At 48.2% G+C, this 16,282-nt stretch carries 13 protein-coding genes; 10 read left to right on the top strand and 3 right to left on the bottom strand.

From position 1 onward, the window contains the following. The first annotated feature begins 1 nt into the window (after position 1). Genes purD through ABWH99_RS07625 form a run of 3 tightly spaced genes read left to right on the top strand, consistent with a single transcriptional unit; the run spans position 2 to position 3,188 of the window. A complete protein-coding gene (gene purD, locus ABWH99_RS07635; RefSeq protein WP_375585693.1) occupies positions 2–1,297 on the top strand; it encodes a phosphoribosylamine--glycine ligase in 1,296 nt (431 codons plus the stop codon). Between the two features lie 51 nt (positions 1,298–1,348). Then, a complete protein-coding gene (locus ABWH99_RS07630; protein WP_375585692.1) occupies positions 1,349–2,716 on the top strand; it encodes a stage 0 sporulation family protein in 1,368 nt (455 codons plus the stop codon). Beyond that, positions 2,706–3,188, top strand: a complete 483-nt coding sequence (locus ABWH99_RS07625) for a gliding motility lipoprotein GldH (protein ID WP_375585691.1) — start codon at positions 2,706–2,708, stop codon at positions 3,186–3,188. Before ABWH99_RS07630 ends, ABWH99_RS07625 begins: the two co-directional genes overlap by 11 nt. Positions 3,189–3,249: 61 nt before the next feature. Here ABWH99_RS07625 and ABWH99_RS07620 read toward each other — a convergent pair whose 3' ends face one another. Both ABWH99_RS07620 and ABWH99_RS07615 read right to left on the bottom strand, forming a co-directional pair. Then, on the bottom strand, positions 3,250–7,245 hold the full coding sequence (locus tag ABWH99_RS07620) for an AAA domain-containing protein (protein WP_375585690.1): 3,996 nt from the start codon (positions 7,243–7,245) through the stop codon (positions 3,250–3,252). A gap of 4 nt (positions 7,246–7,249) precedes the next feature. Further along, on the bottom strand, positions 7,250–8,062 hold the full coding sequence (locus ABWH99_RS07615; protein ID WP_375585689.1) for an SDR family oxidoreductase: 813 nt from the start codon (positions 8,060–8,062) through the stop codon (positions 7,250–7,252). A gap of 88 nt (positions 8,063–8,150) precedes the next feature. On the opposite strand from ABWH99_RS07615, the gene rlmD reads away from it, so the two are divergent. Further along, on the top strand, positions 8,151–9,569 hold the full coding sequence (rlmD, locus tag ABWH99_RS07610) for a 23S rRNA (uracil(1939)-C(5))-methyltransferase RlmD (protein ID WP_375585688.1): 1,419 nt from the start codon (positions 8,151–8,153) through the stop codon (positions 9,567–9,569). Continuing rightward, entirely contained in the window at positions 9,559–9,936 is a 378-nt protein-coding gene (locus ABWH99_RS07605) for a hypothetical protein (RefSeq protein WP_375586556.1), read from the top strand. Before rlmD ends, ABWH99_RS07605 begins: the two co-directional genes overlap by 11 nt. A 24-nt stretch (positions 9,937–9,960) precedes the next feature. On the opposite strand, the gene thiL is transcribed toward ABWH99_RS07605, so the two are convergent. After that, on the bottom strand, positions 9,961–10,992 hold the full coding sequence (gene thiL / locus ABWH99_RS07600) for a thiamine-phosphate kinase (protein ID WP_375585687.1): 1,032 nt from the start codon (positions 10,990–10,992) through the stop codon (positions 9,961–9,963). Positions 10,993–11,315: 323 nt separating this feature from the next. Here thiL and ABWH99_RS07595 point away from each other — a divergent pair, with 323 nt between their 5' ends. The 5 genes from ABWH99_RS07595 to ABWH99_RS07575 all read left to right on the top strand — a co-directional run bounded on the left by ABWH99_RS07595 (position 11,316) and on the right by ABWH99_RS07575 (position 16,105). Continuing rightward, a complete protein-coding gene (locus tag ABWH99_RS07595) occupies positions 11,316–11,642 on the top strand; it encodes a HesB/IscA family protein (RefSeq protein ID WP_375585686.1) in 327 nt (108 codons plus the stop codon). A 140-nt stretch (positions 11,643–11,782) separates the two neighbouring features. After that, entirely contained in the window at positions 11,783–12,466 is a 684-nt protein-coding gene (locus tag ABWH99_RS07590) for a response regulator transcription factor (RefSeq protein ID WP_375585685.1), read from the top strand. Further along, a complete protein-coding gene (locus ABWH99_RS07585; protein ID WP_375585684.1) occupies positions 12,463–13,731 on the top strand; it encodes a sensor histidine kinase in 1,269 nt (422 codons plus the stop codon). The genes ABWH99_RS07590 and ABWH99_RS07585 overlap by 4 nt, the downstream gene beginning before the upstream one ends. A 30-nt stretch (positions 13,732–13,761) precedes the next feature. Further along, a complete protein-coding gene (locus ABWH99_RS07580; protein ID WP_375585683.1) occupies positions 13,762–14,658 on the top strand; it encodes a carboxypeptidase-like regulatory domain-containing protein in 897 nt (298 codons plus the stop codon). Continuing rightward, a complete protein-coding gene (locus ABWH99_RS07575) occupies positions 14,630–16,105 on the top strand; it encodes an outer membrane beta-barrel family protein (RefSeq protein WP_375585682.1) in 1,476 nt (491 codons plus the stop codon). Before ABWH99_RS07580 ends, ABWH99_RS07575 begins: the two co-directional genes overlap by 29 nt. Positions 16,106–16,282 lie beyond the last annotated feature (177 nt).

Genomic DNA, 16,282 nt, shown 5'->3' with positions numbered 1-16,282 from the left:
CATGAACATTTTGCTTTTAGGAAGCGGTGGCAGGGAACACGCCTTTGCCTGGAAAATAAATCAAAGTACACATTGCAACAAACTATGGATCGCACCGGGCAACGCCGGCACCGCCGATCTGGGGGAAAACGTAAGCCTGGCTGTAAATGACTTCCAAGGCATACGCGACTTTTGCCTGAAAAATACAGTTGATTTGCTGGTAGTGGGGCCTGAAGAGCCTTTGGTAAAGGGGTTGCGGGATTTTCTGGCGCTCGACCCCAAAACCGCTGCCATCCCCGTGGCAGGTCCCGGTAAAGCCGGGGCCCAACTGGAAGGAAGCAAGGACTTTTCCAAGGAATTCATGGAAAAAAATGGCATCCCTACCGCAAGCTACGCCACCTTTACCAAGGAGACCCTGACTGAGGGAATGGCCTATTTAAAAACCCAGCAACTTCCCATCGTGCTGAAGGCAGATGGACTGGCAGCAGGCAAAGGGGTTCTGATCTGTGCGAGTCTGGAAGAAGCGACAAGCAGTCTGCAGGAAATGCTGGTGGAGCAAAAATTTGGCGAAGCCTCCTCCAAAGTAGTGGTAGAGACGTTTCTGAAAGGAATCGAACTTTCCGTTTTTGTCGCGACGGATGGAGAAACGTACAAAATCCTTCCCGAGGCAAAAGATTACAAGCGCATTGGAGATAACGATACCGGCCCCAATACGGGAGGAATGGGGGCTATTAGCCCGGTTCCCTTTGCCGATGCAGCGTTTATGGAAAAGGTAGACCAAAAAATCGTGCAGCCAACCATTCGCGGGTTACAGGAAGCCGGAATCGACTACCGGGGTTTTTTGTTCATCGGACTTATGAACATGGAAGGCGAGCCCTATGTGATCGAATACAACGTGCGAATGGGTGATCCGGAAACCCAGGCCGTCCTTCCGCGAATTCAAAGCGATTTTCTGGAACTTCTTGATGCCATAGCCAATAAAAAACTGGCCGAATACGAGCTAAAGACAGCCTCCACAGCGACAGCCACAGTGGTAATGGTCGCCGGAGGCTATCCCGGAGCCTACGAGAAAGGAAAAATCATTTCCGGACTTGAAAAAAATACCCTGAAAAAAGCCCTTACCTTTCATGCCGGCACGCAAACCACAAACTCAGGTGCGGTAGCTACCAACGGTGGAAGGGTATTGGGAATCACAGGAATGGGGGACACGACGGAAGAAGCCATACAAAATGCTTATGAACGCGTGGACCAAATACGTTGGGAAAAAGTCAATTTTCGAAAGGATATCGGACAAGATATTCTCCAATTCGGAAATTGACCAAATTCCCCGTTTTCACGAGGAGGAGACTCCCTATAAATAGATAAAATTATGTCAGGATGCACCAATTGCAGTACCGATACGCAAGGCGTTGGAGGCTGTCAGAACAACGGCAGCTGCGGTACGGGGGATTGCAATAAAATGAATACGTTTGACTGGCTTTCCCACATGGGAATCCCGGAGGTGGATACCTTCGATGTTGTCGAAATAAAGTTTAAAGGCGGTAGAAAAGACTACTTCAGAAACAGCCAACTCTTGCCACTTACCACCGGTGACCCGGTGGTCGTGGACGTACCGAATGGCCACCACATTGGCTACGTTTCCCTTCAAGGAGAACTGGTACGGCTGCAAATGCAGAAAAGGAAAGTCAAGAACGACGATTCTCTTACGAGCATCTACCGCATTGCCAGCCAAAAGGACCTGGAAAAATGGCAGGATGCCAAAAACAGGGAACTTCCTACCTTGTACCGGAGCAAACAGATTATTGATGAGCTAAAGCTGGGGATGAAACTTTCCGATGTAGAATTCCAGGCAGACAATTCGAAAGCCACCTTCTACTATTCTGCGGATGACCGGGTAGATTTCCGGGAATTGATTAAAATCCTGGCGTCTGAATTTAAGATCCGAGTCGAAATGAGGCAAATCAGTCTACGGCAGGAAGCGGGAAGACTGGGAGGTATCGGGGTCTGCGGACGGGAACTCTGCTGTTCCACCTGGATATTTGATTTTAAAAGTGTCACCACTTCTGCCGCACGCTACCAAAACCTTTCGCTGAACCCAAGCAAGCTGTCCGGGCAATGCGGCCGGCTGAAATGCTGTTTGAATTTCGAACTGGACAGCTACCTGAGTGCGCTGAAGGACATTCCCAAAATTGAAAAACCGCTGCTAACCGAGGCGGGGCCCGCCAAACTCCAAAAGACGGATATATTCCGTAGGTTGATGTGGTTTAGCTATAACGACGATAACAATTGGCACTCGATCGACTGCGACCGGGTACAGGTAATCTTGGAACAAAACGAAAAAGGTATCACTCCATTCAACCTCAAACAAGACAAAGCCTTTGAAGGTGAATACGACCTGAACAAAACCAACGAGGACCTGGAACTGCTGGATAAGAAATTTGCGCAAACCAAGCGGAAGAAAAAGCGGAAACCAAAGAACCGGAAACCACCGGCACCGGAGACCGCCGCTTCCGGAGATACGCCAGCTTCCAAACCAAGAAGACCGAATAGAAACCCCAGGCGGGGAAACAAAAATCGTAATGGGCAGGAGAATAACCCGCAATCATCGGGAAAAGGGCCTCAAGGAGATGCCAGGGCGGCGGGGAATACCTCACGCAATCGAAAAAGAAAGCCCAATCCCAACCGAAACCGGGGGGGACAAAACAAACCCAACCAGGGTCCTTCAGATGGTGCGTAAACAAACGATCCGTTTGCTGCTGTTGCTACCAGTCATTCTGGTTACCTGGGCATGCAACCAGCAAAGGATATACGAGTCCTTTCAGGATCTTCCCACACAAAGCTGGGTGGTCACGGATACCCTGAGCTTCTACGTGGATTCACTGGAAGCGGATGCACCGCTGGTCCAGTCGATAGGAATACGGTACAACGACCGGTACGAATACCATAACCTGTACGTCCGGTACCTGCTCAAAGATGCCCTGGCAAACACGCTGATGGATTCCCTGGTAAATATTGCGCTGTTTGATTCCAAGACCGGTAGGCCACTGGGAAAGGGATTTGGCAACCGACTCACGATCTACGATACCCTCCCTGCCAACCGACTACCGATCGGCGGAAGCATTCATTTGATTCAGTACATGCGAAAGGATTCGTTGGATGGAATTGAATCGGTCGGGATCAAAATCACAGAGGGTACCGCCAGCCCCTAATAAGCCTTTGGTATCCGGGAAGAAAAAGCGCAGCCGTGGAGTTCCCAACACCAAGGGCCGTTTATGGGTTGCTTTCCTCACCGGAAAATTTTCCCTGGCTCAGTTTGGTTTGTAGCAAATCTTCCCGGTCCAGCCAATACTGGCGACTGAATAGAAACACCATGTTCCAGTTTCGGGCGGTAAGCATTTGGGGGTGGTATACGAAGGCTTCTTTTGCGGAGGTGGCGGAAAAAAAGCGTTGGTCATCGGTAAGGATTGCAGCAACGGCCTTGTCTCCCTCTTTTACCTCCAGGTCCATCACCCGTACGTAGGGGTTTTCACCCACCTCGTGGTTGCCATAGGTGCCTATCAGGTGATTTTTTAACGACCAGCTGCTATTGTATCCGGGAGTGGTAAAGGTGATTTCAGGTACTTCTCCGTTCTGAACCGCTCCCGCATAGGCTATGTAATCCCGCAACATACGAATCCCGGGATTTTGCAGGTGCCGTTCCTTGAAATCCTTCACTATCAGGCTCGTAACCAAAATATTTTCTTTTCTGGCTCGGGTAATGGCAACGTTCAACCGGTTTTCTCCGCCCTTCCGGGCCAATTGGCCAAAATTAGCAGTAAATTTTCCTTCCGGGTTTCTGGCATAACCCACAGAAAATACCACCCGGTCAAACTCGTCTCCCTGCACGTTCTCTATATTTTTAACTTTAATCCCGGCATCGGTACCCAACAATTCGTCCTCCTCCAAAAGCCCTAGAATCAACAGCATTTGGAAATAATTGAACGTGATGACACCAAAAGTCTCCACGGGATACTTGGCCCGCAACTTGTGCAATAAGAGCAGCACCTGCCCGGCCTCTTCCCGGTTGGTCTGGTTCTCCCAGACTCCATCCACAGAAACAAGTTGGATTCCCGTCTCTCCACTGTTCAAAACGTGCCTGTCCGGTAGCATGTACAGGTTGTTTTCGTAAAAGTGGGTATTGGAAAAATGGATCAAAGGCAAGGTAGCGCTTCTGTAATGGGTCCGTAGCTGGAAAGTGGGAAAATATCGCGAGGCCATTTCCAGCAGGGCGTCAATTTCCAATTCCGCCACCTCTTCTTCGCTTTGTATTCGGGTCTGATACAGGTCGTATGGCTGAAGCTGGTGCCGGTCTCCCGCCACTACTACCTGCTTGCCCCGCAGCATCATGGGGAGGCCGCGTTCGAAATAGCATTGGCTGGCTTCGTCGAAAATAACCAAATCAAATTTCTGGTCCAACGGGAAGAGCGCCGAGGCGGTCTCGGGCGATGCCAGCCAACAAGGCATCAACCGAAATATCTCGTTACGGTAGTAAGCAATCAATTTTTTAACGGACCAAATCTGTCGCTTTTTTCCGACCTGATGTGCCAGTTCCCGGTAGGTAATGAGGTTGTTCAGGCGGTTGTATTCCAGGTGCTGGCAAACCCCTTCCCGCAACCGCAGTTCGACGATAAACCGTGCTGTTTTTAACTTTTCTTCCACCGAGTAGGCAAAATCGGCAATGGCGGTTTTTATCTGAGGCCCGTTTATTTCCTTCAATACCGGAAATTTTGCCTCCAAATGGCCAACCCAACTTACTTTGAGACTGGAAAGAAACAGGCGCTTCAATGTTTCGAAGTCTTCCTCTGGAAATTCGTCCATCAATTTCTCGGCAACTTTTTTCTCTTCTTCCTCCATCTGGTTTCTAAGTTGATCAAACCGGATCAACTCGTCCACGTCCTTGGCGAGTGTCGCACGAATCTGGTCCAACTTTTCCTCATCTGCCGAACTCAGCAAGTGTTTGATTTGAATCTCGCTGAGGTAGGTACGCCAGTTATCAAAATGAGCCTCCACCCATTCATTGATTACCGTCACTCCTTCCAGAAGGCTTTGAAAATGAGCGTAGGAAAACTGCGGCTTGAAAAAATAAGAGGCCAATACCCCCAGCTCATTCATAATAAAACGGGCATTTAGCGCCTTTACCAATACTGTTGCCGTTTGGTTAAAACTGTGAATGGTAAAAGGCTTCTCGGGAAGATCGATCCATGATTTTTGCCCCAGCAGCGTGTACTGGTGGTTGAGATTCATGCGGTTTTCGAGTTTTTGAATAAGCAAGCCGATATCCTCCCGGTCCTTCTTTAACCCGTTTTTTTCCAGCAAGGCCAGAACCGGACTGTATTTTTTGCCGTCCAGCCGCACGGCTACCCTGCCGTACCAGGATTCAAACTGTTTAGATGCCTGCACTGCCCTCTCGAGTATTCCTTCTACCTCCTCATCGCCGATGCCCCATTCTACCCCTTCGTCCGATAACAACTTACGCACCATATCCACCTTGTTTTCCAACCAAAGTTTATCAAGCGCGCCCGCATCGACCCCCATAAAAGTCTTGAACTTTTCGTAAATCTCCGGACTATTGATGCTGTGCATCAGGGCCTCTATCTTGTCTTTTTGTTGGAAGGACTGATAGATCAGCCCGTATTCGAAGGTGTCGGCCACCATGGAGTCCAGATCCTTTTTTGCGGTGATTTTCACCGAAGAAAGCTCCTGAAACGTGTCGGATACTCCTCGCAACGCCTCTGGACCCATGGCCGAAAAATCTACCCGATGTAGCCAAAAAGAGGAAGAAACCTGAAACTTCCTGTAATAATATTGGTACTGTTCGAAGTTGGCCAAAAATAAGTCGAGGTTATCTACTTTAAATGCCCGGTAAAACTGTGTCAAATCAATGCCTTCGTTCCCGTAATCGGAAGTAAGATACAGTTCCTTCACCGGCGCTCCACAGTCATTGGTATCAAAAAGTGCTTGCTTGTATTCATCAAAAAATTCCGAATACTTTTCAATATTTCGGCACATCAGCCCGAAGGTTCGCTCCAATTGGATCGCATCGAGCGAGCGATTGAGGGACTGGTAGTTTTCAATAGAGCTGATCTGATGCGAGATCTTCTTGTAGAGTTCTTTCCGATCTCCCCGATAGTCGTGAACCAGTGCGGTAAAATTGGCCATGCCTTGAGAAGCCAGACGTTGGTACACCACGTCCAAAGCGGCCCGTTTCTGCGATACCACCAGTACCTTTTTCCCGCGGGAGGCAAAATCCGCTACCAAATTGCAGATCAGTTGGGATTTTCCCGTTCCGGGCGGACCCTGAACCACGCAGGATTTCCCCGATTTTACGTGCTTGATCACTTCCTCCTGACTTGCGTCCATGGGAAAAGTAGTATACAGATTGTTTTCCTGGCTTTGGTGCTGCGATTCTTCCGGGTGGTCAAACTGCTCGGAAAACAAGGCTTCCAGGTCCTTTTGATCGACCTGGTGAATCAATTGCTCGTAGTCGTCCATCAGGAAAGAACTCCTTTGCGAAAACTGTCCCAACACGGCATAAGGCTGCAGCCGCAAAATTCCGGTATCCAGGGCTTGCTCAAAATAGTCCCTGTTTCGATCGGGGAAAAATTCCAGTTTATCCTGGTAGATTTCCCGGTTGAAATTCAACTCAATCTGATTCTTCAAATAGTGGTACAGGTCGGTACGGAAACCCATGGGATCCTTGCTGAATTCCTCCATGGAAAGTTCCAACCATTCTTTATCAAAGGGTTTTCCCAGTGCCTGGCTGTAGGCCAGTAAAAACGAGGGGTTGAGAAAGGGAAGCTCCCCTACGTTCTTTTTCAGGTACCAGGTTTTTTCTTCCAACACCAGGCCAACCGGGAAAAAAAGGAGCGGACAGCGGATCAATTGCCCGTTAAGTAATTTTCCTTCTACAAACGGCCAACCGACGAAGAGACTTTTTTCCCCTGTTTCTTCGCTGGTAAAGCGGACCTGGTGTTGCAGGCGCTTCAAACGCACAGAAAGCTGATTGATGTTTTTGTCCCGGGAATCCAACACCTGAATCAATGGAATATTTCGTTTCCTTCCCAGCAATTCGGTGATGTAGAAAAAGGAAGGATGATTGTTCAAAAAGTGAAAATCCTTCAGATCGATCATTTGATGCTGAATGATTTTCGGAAGAAAAATCGACCGGTTGTTGGACGAAAGATCCACCAATCGGTTAAGGTATACCTTAAAAATATCCTTGAGCATGCTGTTAGTTGAAAGGTGAATCCTTTTCCTTCGCCATGTGATTGTACACCACCTGATCCATGATCCCCGGAATCCACTTGTTCAAAAATGAAGCCAATTTCCCCTCTCTGGTTAGCACCAGATCCCGTTTTCTTTTCTGCAAGGCCTTGAGCATGGCCTGGGCTACTTCCTCTGCAGTCATCATTTGTTCCTCATCCCGGGGAGATTCCTTCTGAGGCGTTCCATCAGCGGTCAGCGCTTTGTTGCGAATATTGGATGCGGTGAATCCCGGACAAACCACCAATACGTGTACCCCCAATTTCATCACCTCTGTGCGAAGCGCTTCCAAAAAGCCATTCATGGCGTACTTACTGGCCGTATATGCGGTCCGGGCAGGCGTTCCCCGAAACCCATTGATGGAAGAAACGCCAACGATGGCACCCTTATTTTTAATGATTTCTTCCAGGCAGGATTTGGTAGCGTACACGGTTCCCCAGAAATTGATGTCCATTACCTGATGAAATACCGATAGATTGAGATCCCTGAAAAGTGCCCGCATGCTGATACCGGCATTATTGATCAACACATCTACCCCGCCGAATTTTTGGCAAACCTCTTTTACCATCTGTTCGTTTTGCTCGGGGTCTGCCGCGTCGCATACGACTCCCCCACAACTAATCCCCTCTCGCTGTAGCATGAGGAGTGTCTCGTCCAGTTTGATTTGACTGCGCCCGGTAATCCACACACGGGCGCCCGCCCGACCAAAAGTTCGGGCACAGGCGGCTCCAATGCCCGATGTGGCACCGGTAATGACAACCACTTTATTTTTTATCTCCATGTATTCGGTCTATCGAGTTATTCAAAAAGATGCATGCACTGGGTACAAATTAAATCCCTTTAACCGAAAATGACTAATTTTGCGACCTATGTCAAGGAAAATGAAAAATAAGGTCCTTCAAAACCTTAAAATAGAACGAATTGCTACCGAGGGAAAATGCGTGGGACACCACGAGGGAAAAGTGGTATTTGTCAGCAATGTGGCTCCCGGGGACGTGGTAGATGCCCGGGTCACCCGTGGCAAAAGCAGCTTTATGGAGGCGGAGGCCATCGAAATACGTGAATATTCACCGGATCGGGTAACTCCCTTTTGCGCACATTATGGCACCTGTGGCGGATGTAAATGGCAACACATCTCGTACGAACTGCAGATGAGTTACAAACGGCAACAGGTAGTCGACCAATTCCAACGCATCGCCAAGGTACCTCTACCCGAAATCATGCCCATCATTGGCGCCAGGGACACCCGTTATTACCGCAATAAGCTCGATTTTACCTTTTCCAATAACCGCTGGTTAACGCGGGAAGAAATCGATTCGGGAGTCGATTTCGAGCGAAACGCTCTGGGGTTTCACGTACCCCGTCGTTTTGACAAAATTGTTGACATCCAGCACTGCTACCTACAGGGATCGTTGTCCAACGACATTCGGAATGCATTAAGGGACTTTGCACTCGCCGAGCAGCTGAGCTTTTACGACATCATCCACCAAACCGGACTGTTAAGAAACCTCATCATTCGCAGCACGCTGGACGAGCAGGTTATGGTGATCGTGCAGTTTGGAGAAGATGATCCTGAGGGGATTGAGAAAACCATGCAGTTTTTAAAGGAACGATTTCCGGGCATTACCTCGTTGTTGTACATTGTCAACCTGAAAAAAAATGAAACCTTCCAGGACCTTGACGTACACCTGTACGCGGGAAAAGACCACATCGTGGAAACCATGGAAGGCTTACGGTTTAAAATCGGTCCCAAGTCTTTCTACCAAACCAATTCCCGGCAGGCCCAGCGCCTGTACGAGGTAGCCCGTGAATTTGCCGGCCTGACCGGAGCGGAGACCGTGTACGACCTGTACACCGGCACGGGCACCATTGCTAATTTTGTTGCAAAACAGGCAAAACAGGTAATTGGCATCGAGTACGTAGCCCCTGCTATCGCAGACGCAAAAGAAAATGCACGACAGAACGGACTTTCCAATACCCTTTTCTACGCGGGAGATATGAAAGAGGTATTGAACGAATCCTTTGTTGCGGAACACCAACGCCCGGATGTGGTGATTACCGACCCTCCCCGAGCGGGCATGCACGAAGACGTTACCCGCACGCTGCTTGCGCTGGAAGCAGCCAAAATCGTCTATGTCAGTTGTAATCCGGCGACACAGGCCCGAGACATTGCACTGCTTGCCGAAAAATACGAAGTGAGGCGTATTCAGCCTGTGGACATGTTTCCGCAAACCTACCACGTTGAAAATGTAGTATTACTTGAATTAAAAGAACATGATGATCAGTAACGATAACGATCCGGAACTTAACGGAAAATACCTCGGAACCATCAGCAGTGATTTCATAAAAATTTGTGAAAACCTAAAGGAGGCTTCTTACCAGGTAAGGAAAAGGGGGTTTTCTGAGTACCCCATTTTCCCCATCAGTAAAAATGAACAGCCCATTGGACAACTTTTCCTTAGCAAAAAGGAGAAACCCATCGATTGGAACTATTACATTACTTATCTGGACGAATTTGTGCAGCGAAAGCTCATTACCGAAGATGCCCTGGACCAGTTTAAAAATTCCTACAAAGACCCGGATGAATTTTGCTGCCTTTTCGTGGTCGACGAAACGTTTACCAATTTTCTCTACATTCCTTATCCCAACGATTGAGTACCCCGGTTCACTGGCCTGAAACTAAAAATGCTTCCAGCCCTGTGCTTTGAGGGGTACGGCCGTCTGACTTTTGGTAATCAGTAGTTTTCCCTGGTCTGCAGCAGTCACATGTCCGATAAAATGAATGTCAGGGTGTTTTTCCAAGGAAGGGAAATCCTTCTGATCAATGGTAAACAAGAGTTCGTAGTCTTCCCCACCATTGAGCACACTCGTGATCGGATCCATGTTGAATTCGAAGGCCGTATCGTAGGTTTGCTTATCGATAGGTAGTTTGTCCTCATAGATCGCCACCCCAACATCGGATGCCTGACAAATGTGGAAGAGTTCGGATGCCAGCCCGTCGGAAACGTCGATCATACTCGTAGGCACAACGTGCAGGTCACGCAGTTCGTGGACAATGTCCATGCGGGCATCGGGACGCAGTTGCCTCCCTGTCACGTACGAATAGGCATCCAACCGGGGTTGCATCTTGGGGTCCGCCAGATAAACCTGTTTTTCACGTTCCAACACTTGAAGTCCCATAAAAGCCCCACCCAGATCACCGGTGACACAGATAATATCGTTGATCTTTGCGCCGGATCGGTAGCATATTTCCCCCTTCTTTGCTTCTCCTATTGCCGTCACGCTAATGACCAACCCGGTTCTGGAGGCCGTTGTGTCGCCACCGACAACGTCTACCTTATAGTGCGCAGCCGCAAGATTGATTCCCTCGTAAATCGCCGCTACTGCCTCCACCGAAAACCTGTTGGAAAGCGCGAGACTCACCGTCACCTGCGTCGGAATGGCATTCATGGCGGCCACATCGCTTACATTTACCGCGACAGCCTTGAACCCCAGATGGGTAAGGGGCGTGTAGGACAGGTCAAAATGGACGCCTTCCAACAGCATATCCGTAGTCACCACGCGAACCAATTCGGTTGGCCCCAGGACGGCTGCATCGTCTCCAATCCCTTTCAATGTGCCCGGGTGGTACAAGGTAACCGTTTCCCGAATGGTATCAATTAACCCAAATTCACCAATGCTCCCGATTTCTGTTCTTTTTTCTTTTTCCATACCCTTTGTTTCCTATACCGGCGGCGGCATTACATGTGGCACCGGCACTTACAAAATGTAAAAATACGATTAAATTCCCGGCTACCCCAAGCCGGAAGGTCCTTATTGCCTCGAAGGAATAATTACCCGCTTGCGCTTCCGGATATTCCGTATGGTGCCAGGTAGCACGTAGTGTCGGGTAAAAAGGCATGCCTTACGTAGAGGGATGTTACCGAATTCATCGTAATTTTATTATCTTTGTTTGTCTACACAATGGAATTTATTTTTGTTCCGCATCGTTTAAGCGTAGAGTGTAAGAAGGGTAATTTAAACGTCGAAAACATATGATCATTGTTTCTGAAAAAGCCAGGGATCGTATCCTGGAGTTAAAACAAGAAGAAAAGAGAAAAGAGGAGGAAAACATCAGGGTGTCCGTCAAGGGCGGCGGCTGTTCGGGGCTCATGTACGATTTGGGCTTTGATTCCAACACCTCAGACTCCGACCATGTATTCGAGGATAAAGGGGTAAAAATAATCGTCGACCGCAAAAGTCTGCTTTATCTGGCAGGCACCGTTCTCGAGTTTAGCGATGGATTAAACGGCAAAGGATTTCAATTTGTCAATCCCAATGCCTCCAGAACCTGTGGTTGTGGAGAAAGTTTTTCCATTTAGACCGGGATAATTCCATCCCAAAAATCCCAAACCAGGCAGGATACGAACCGGGTTTGGGATTTTTTTTTTGGTCGCAACCCTCCGAAAGCGCTTACCTATCGCTTCAAAATTACTTCAAAAACAAAGGCGTCATTTGACCGATGAAAATACTGCTGATTGAAGACCAACTGGAATTATTGGACAGTATCAGGGAATTCCTGGCATCGGAAGGGATTGCCTGTGAATGCTGTGACAATTGCTTTGATGCCCAGGACAAACTACTGGTGAACAATTACGATTGCATCGTACTAGACATCATGTTGCCGGATGGCAGCGGCCTGGAACTGATCGATTTCGTCAAAAAAACACAGGAAAATAGCAATATTTTAATCATCTCCGCCAAAAATTCGCTCAAAGATAAACTAGACGGCCTGGAGCTCGGTGCCGACGACTACCTGACCAAGCCGTTTCATTTGGCCGAATTGCACGCCCGCCTAAAAGCGCTATACCGACGAAATCAGTTGGGAGGCAACGATCAGTTGGTGTTCCGGGACATACAGGTCCATACCGAAAAGATGGAAGTTCGGGTTCGGCAGCGGCCACTTGACCTGACAAAAAAGGAATTTGATTTGTTGCTGTTTTTTCTAACCAATAAAGACCGGGTTTTAAGCAGGCAGGCCATCGTGAACCACCTTTGGGGAGATTTCACCGACGACCTCGCAAATTTTGATTTTGTGTACCAACATATCAAAAACCTCCGGAAGAAAATTTGCCAGGCAGGGGGAGTCGATTACATCGAAACGGTGTACGGGATCGGCTACAAATTCAATACAGCAAAGGAATGAAGTTAATCAATCAATTTACCATTTGGTACCTGGGCATATCGGTCATCGTCCTACTGATCGGAGGGGTCCTTATTTTCTACAAACTGGAATCCGAAATTGATTTTGAACAGGGCAAGGAGCTGGAACGACAACTTGACAACTACGCCCGGAGGATGGAATTCATGGATAACCCCGCGCGGTTGAAAAAGGATCGGCTGGAAATCCGGGAGTTACCACTGGAGGCCGAGCTGATACCCTTTCAGGTAAACGACACACTTGCCTGGCACGAGCCCCTGGAGCAAGTGGAGCGTCAGGTAAAAGCCGGACGGTCCTACCTTATAAACGGCCGGCATTTTTACATGTCCACCTACAACATCATGATTGAATCGGATGACATCACCGAAACGGTGGTACAAACCATGATTACCATTTTTTTGCTGCTGTTGGTTTTTATCGTAGTTACCAGCCGATTGGTGTCCAAAAAAATTCTCCGCCCCTTTCACCAAAGCCTGCATAAGATCAACGATTTCACGTTCAAGGAAAACGCTCCGCTGGAATTTGAGCCCTCGCGAATAGAAGAATTTGAAAAACTGCATGAATTTCTCCGAAAGATGTCTCTCCGATTGCTGAGCGATTATAAAATCGTGAAAGAATTCTCGGAAAATCTATCTCACGAGATTCAAACGCCCATCGCCATTACCTCGGGCAAACTGGAGCTTCTCCTCAACAGTTCCATAAGTAACCAACAAGCAAAATGGATCGCAGCAGCCTACCAGTCCACCCAAAAAATGAGTAAAACGGTCCAATCCCTGGCCACCCTGGCGAAACTGGAAAACCAGGAGTTTGAGGGTACCCAGCGCCTGGACTTATCCCGGTTGGTCCAGAAATCCCTTGCCGGATACGAAGAACTAATCACCATCAAGAACATAGCGCTTCACCAAACCATTATTCCGGCGATTCAAATCGAGATGCACCCGACCATGGCCGAGATGCTGGTAGATAACCTGTTGAGCAACGCCATCAAGCACAACCAGAGTCCCGGTTACATCCACATCGAAGTTACCGAAAACCGGCTAGCCATCCGGAATCCCGGCCATCAACCAAAAAATGACGTGTCCGAATTTCTGGAACGCTTTAAAAAGGGAAACCCCTCAGGCGACTCCATTGGGCTGGGATTATCCATTGTACAACAAATCTGCCGGATTCATGGTTTAACACTTGACTATCAGTTTTGCGAGGGCGAACACCGTATTTGCATTGAACTTCAAAATTGTATCAGAATGTAACTGTATTCTTGCAATGTTATACGAATGTTTATGAAACCATACCAACTATATTTAACTGCCTTTTTTGTTTTTTTCCTGTTTGCTCAGGGGAACACCCTCGGGCAATCCAGAGATTTTTCGCTACAAGGAACCTTGGTAGATAATGCCAACCAGGAACCACTTTCCTACGTGCAGGTGGCGCTATACGAACCGGGGGCAGACCAGCCCATCACCTTTTCGGATACCAACGAGGCAGGGAAATTTTCTCTACGTGCGCCGGGCGGGGCCTACGTGTTACGGTTTTTTCTGCTGGGCTTCGATGAGCAGGAGATAGAAGTTAATCTTCGACAAAATAAGGTACTTGAGACCATCGCTCTTACTTCCGAAAATCAAGACCTGGAAGAAGTAATTGTACAATCCTCAAAGTTTCCAATCCGGTCCGACGCAGAGGGTCTGACCATCAATCCGAGTCAAAATCTCTCCAACCTCGGGGGTACTCTTTTGGACATTCTCCGAAATACCCCTTCCGTGAGTGTTTCGGAAGACGGGGCGATCACCCTGCGAGGTAGCTCCGGAACGAATGTGTTGATAAATGGAAGAAATTCCTCTCTCACACAGAATCTGGATCAAATACCTGCCAGTGCAATTGAGCAAATCAAAATCATCAACAACCCCAACGCGCGGTACGATGCGGAAGCAGAAGCCGGTGTGATTGATATCGTGTTGAAAAAAGGAGAAAATCTGGGCACGCACGGAAGCGGTGAGTTAACCTACGGCACCAGAGGCCGGATGAATGCCGGGGCAACGATAAATCACCGGACCCTTCGGTACAATGCCTTTGCGGGATACAACTTCCGAAGGTGGCGTTCCATCGGTGAGCGGCGCACCGAACGGGAAATCTTCGAAGACGAAAGAAATTTTGGATCAGGAAACCAATTCTACCAATGAAAACCTGGGGCATAACCTTAATTTTGGTGGAGATTATTATTTTGGCAACAACATCATCAGCTACGAGGGATTCTTCCAGACCAGTGATGATAGCCAGGTAAATACGCTCTATGCAGACTTACGGGAAGTAGGAACCAATGACCTTGTGCTGGAGTATGTTCGGCGAAATCAGGAAACCGAAGCCGATGACGGTATTGATAATGCCCTGATTTACGAACGAACGTTTGACAACCCGGACAAAAGCTTTAAGCTAATCGCCAGTAATTCCTACCGTAATCAATACAAAATTCAGAACATCGATATATTTCGAAACAGTTCCGAGCCCCTGGACGAAAACCTAAACGGTCAGGAACGGGCATTTACGGACGAAAAGCGCTACGTTTCCATCGTACAGATGGACTTTACTACCCCGCTGGCCTCCGGGGCAAAGATCGAGACAGGACTCAAGTCCACCTTTCGGAAATTCGACAACGACTACGTGTACAGCCGGTTTGAAGAAACCACGCAAGATTTCGTAGATGATCCGGCGGTCAGTAACCGCTTTGTGTACAAGGATCAAATTCACGCCGGATATTTCATTTACTCCGGCTCTTCCAGCCGCTTTGACTATACGCTGGGGTTACGGGGGGAGTATACTTTTGTGGACACCTACCTGGCCAATACGGGGGAAACGAATCAACAGAACTATGTCAATTTGTTTCCCAGCCTGCAGACCCTGTACAAGCTGGACGAAGAAAATTCCATCAAGCTATCCTATAGCCGGAGAATTGATCGCCCCACCGCCTGGCGACTGAACCCCTTTCCAGACATTACCGATTCCCTGAGTGTGCGGAGGGGCAATCCAAACTTGCAGCCAGAAATGATTCATTCCCTGGAGTTTGGGCACATGGCAAATTTTGAAAACTCCAGTTTGACCACGAATCTGTTTTACCGCCATGTGGACGGGCAACTGGACTTCGTAACCCTCGTAGAAGATGGCATTTCGTATTCCCAACCCGCCAACTTAAATACTGCCCAGTCATATGGAGTAGAATTTATTGGAATCACGGACGTACTCCCCTGGTGGAACATCAACGGTAGCGTCACGGCCTTTCGAATACAGGTCGATGGTTCAAACGTTGGGGAAGAGTTCGTCAATCAGGGCTTTGCCTGGAACTCCAAATTGATGAATAGCTTCGAGCTGCCCAGGGATTTTAGCCTGCAATTCGTCGCCAATTACGAATCCGCTGAAATTGAAGCGCAGGGCAGGGACCTGGCCCAATACTACCTGGATATCAATCTTCAGAAAAGCTTCTGGGAAAACAAAGGAGCACTTTCCATGAGCCTTCGAGACGTATTTGACACCCGCCGATTTGCGGGAAACAGCCTGACCAATACTTTCCGGCAAAGCTTTTATGCCAAACGGGAAACACGGATTCTCATGGTTAGTGGCAGGTACCGATTTTAATTGAAATAGGTTAATAGATGATTGAAAAACCAGGCTCGCACGTTGAGCCTGGCTTTTTTTTGCCTATCTGCCTCTGTGAACGGAGGGTCAAACCGAAAGATATTTCCGCTCCTGAAAAAGGAAATATCTTTCAAAAGTTATTTTTTTTCATTTTTTTATTATAGATTTGCCTCTCAT

The sequence above is a fragment of the Cyclobacterium xiamenense genome (assembly GCF_042140265.1).
Classification (GTDB): Bacteria; Bacteroidota; Bacteroidia; order Cytophagales; family Cyclobacteriaceae; genus Cyclobacterium; species Cyclobacterium xiamenense_A.
This window is presented reverse-complemented; position numbering and strand designations above follow the sequence as displayed.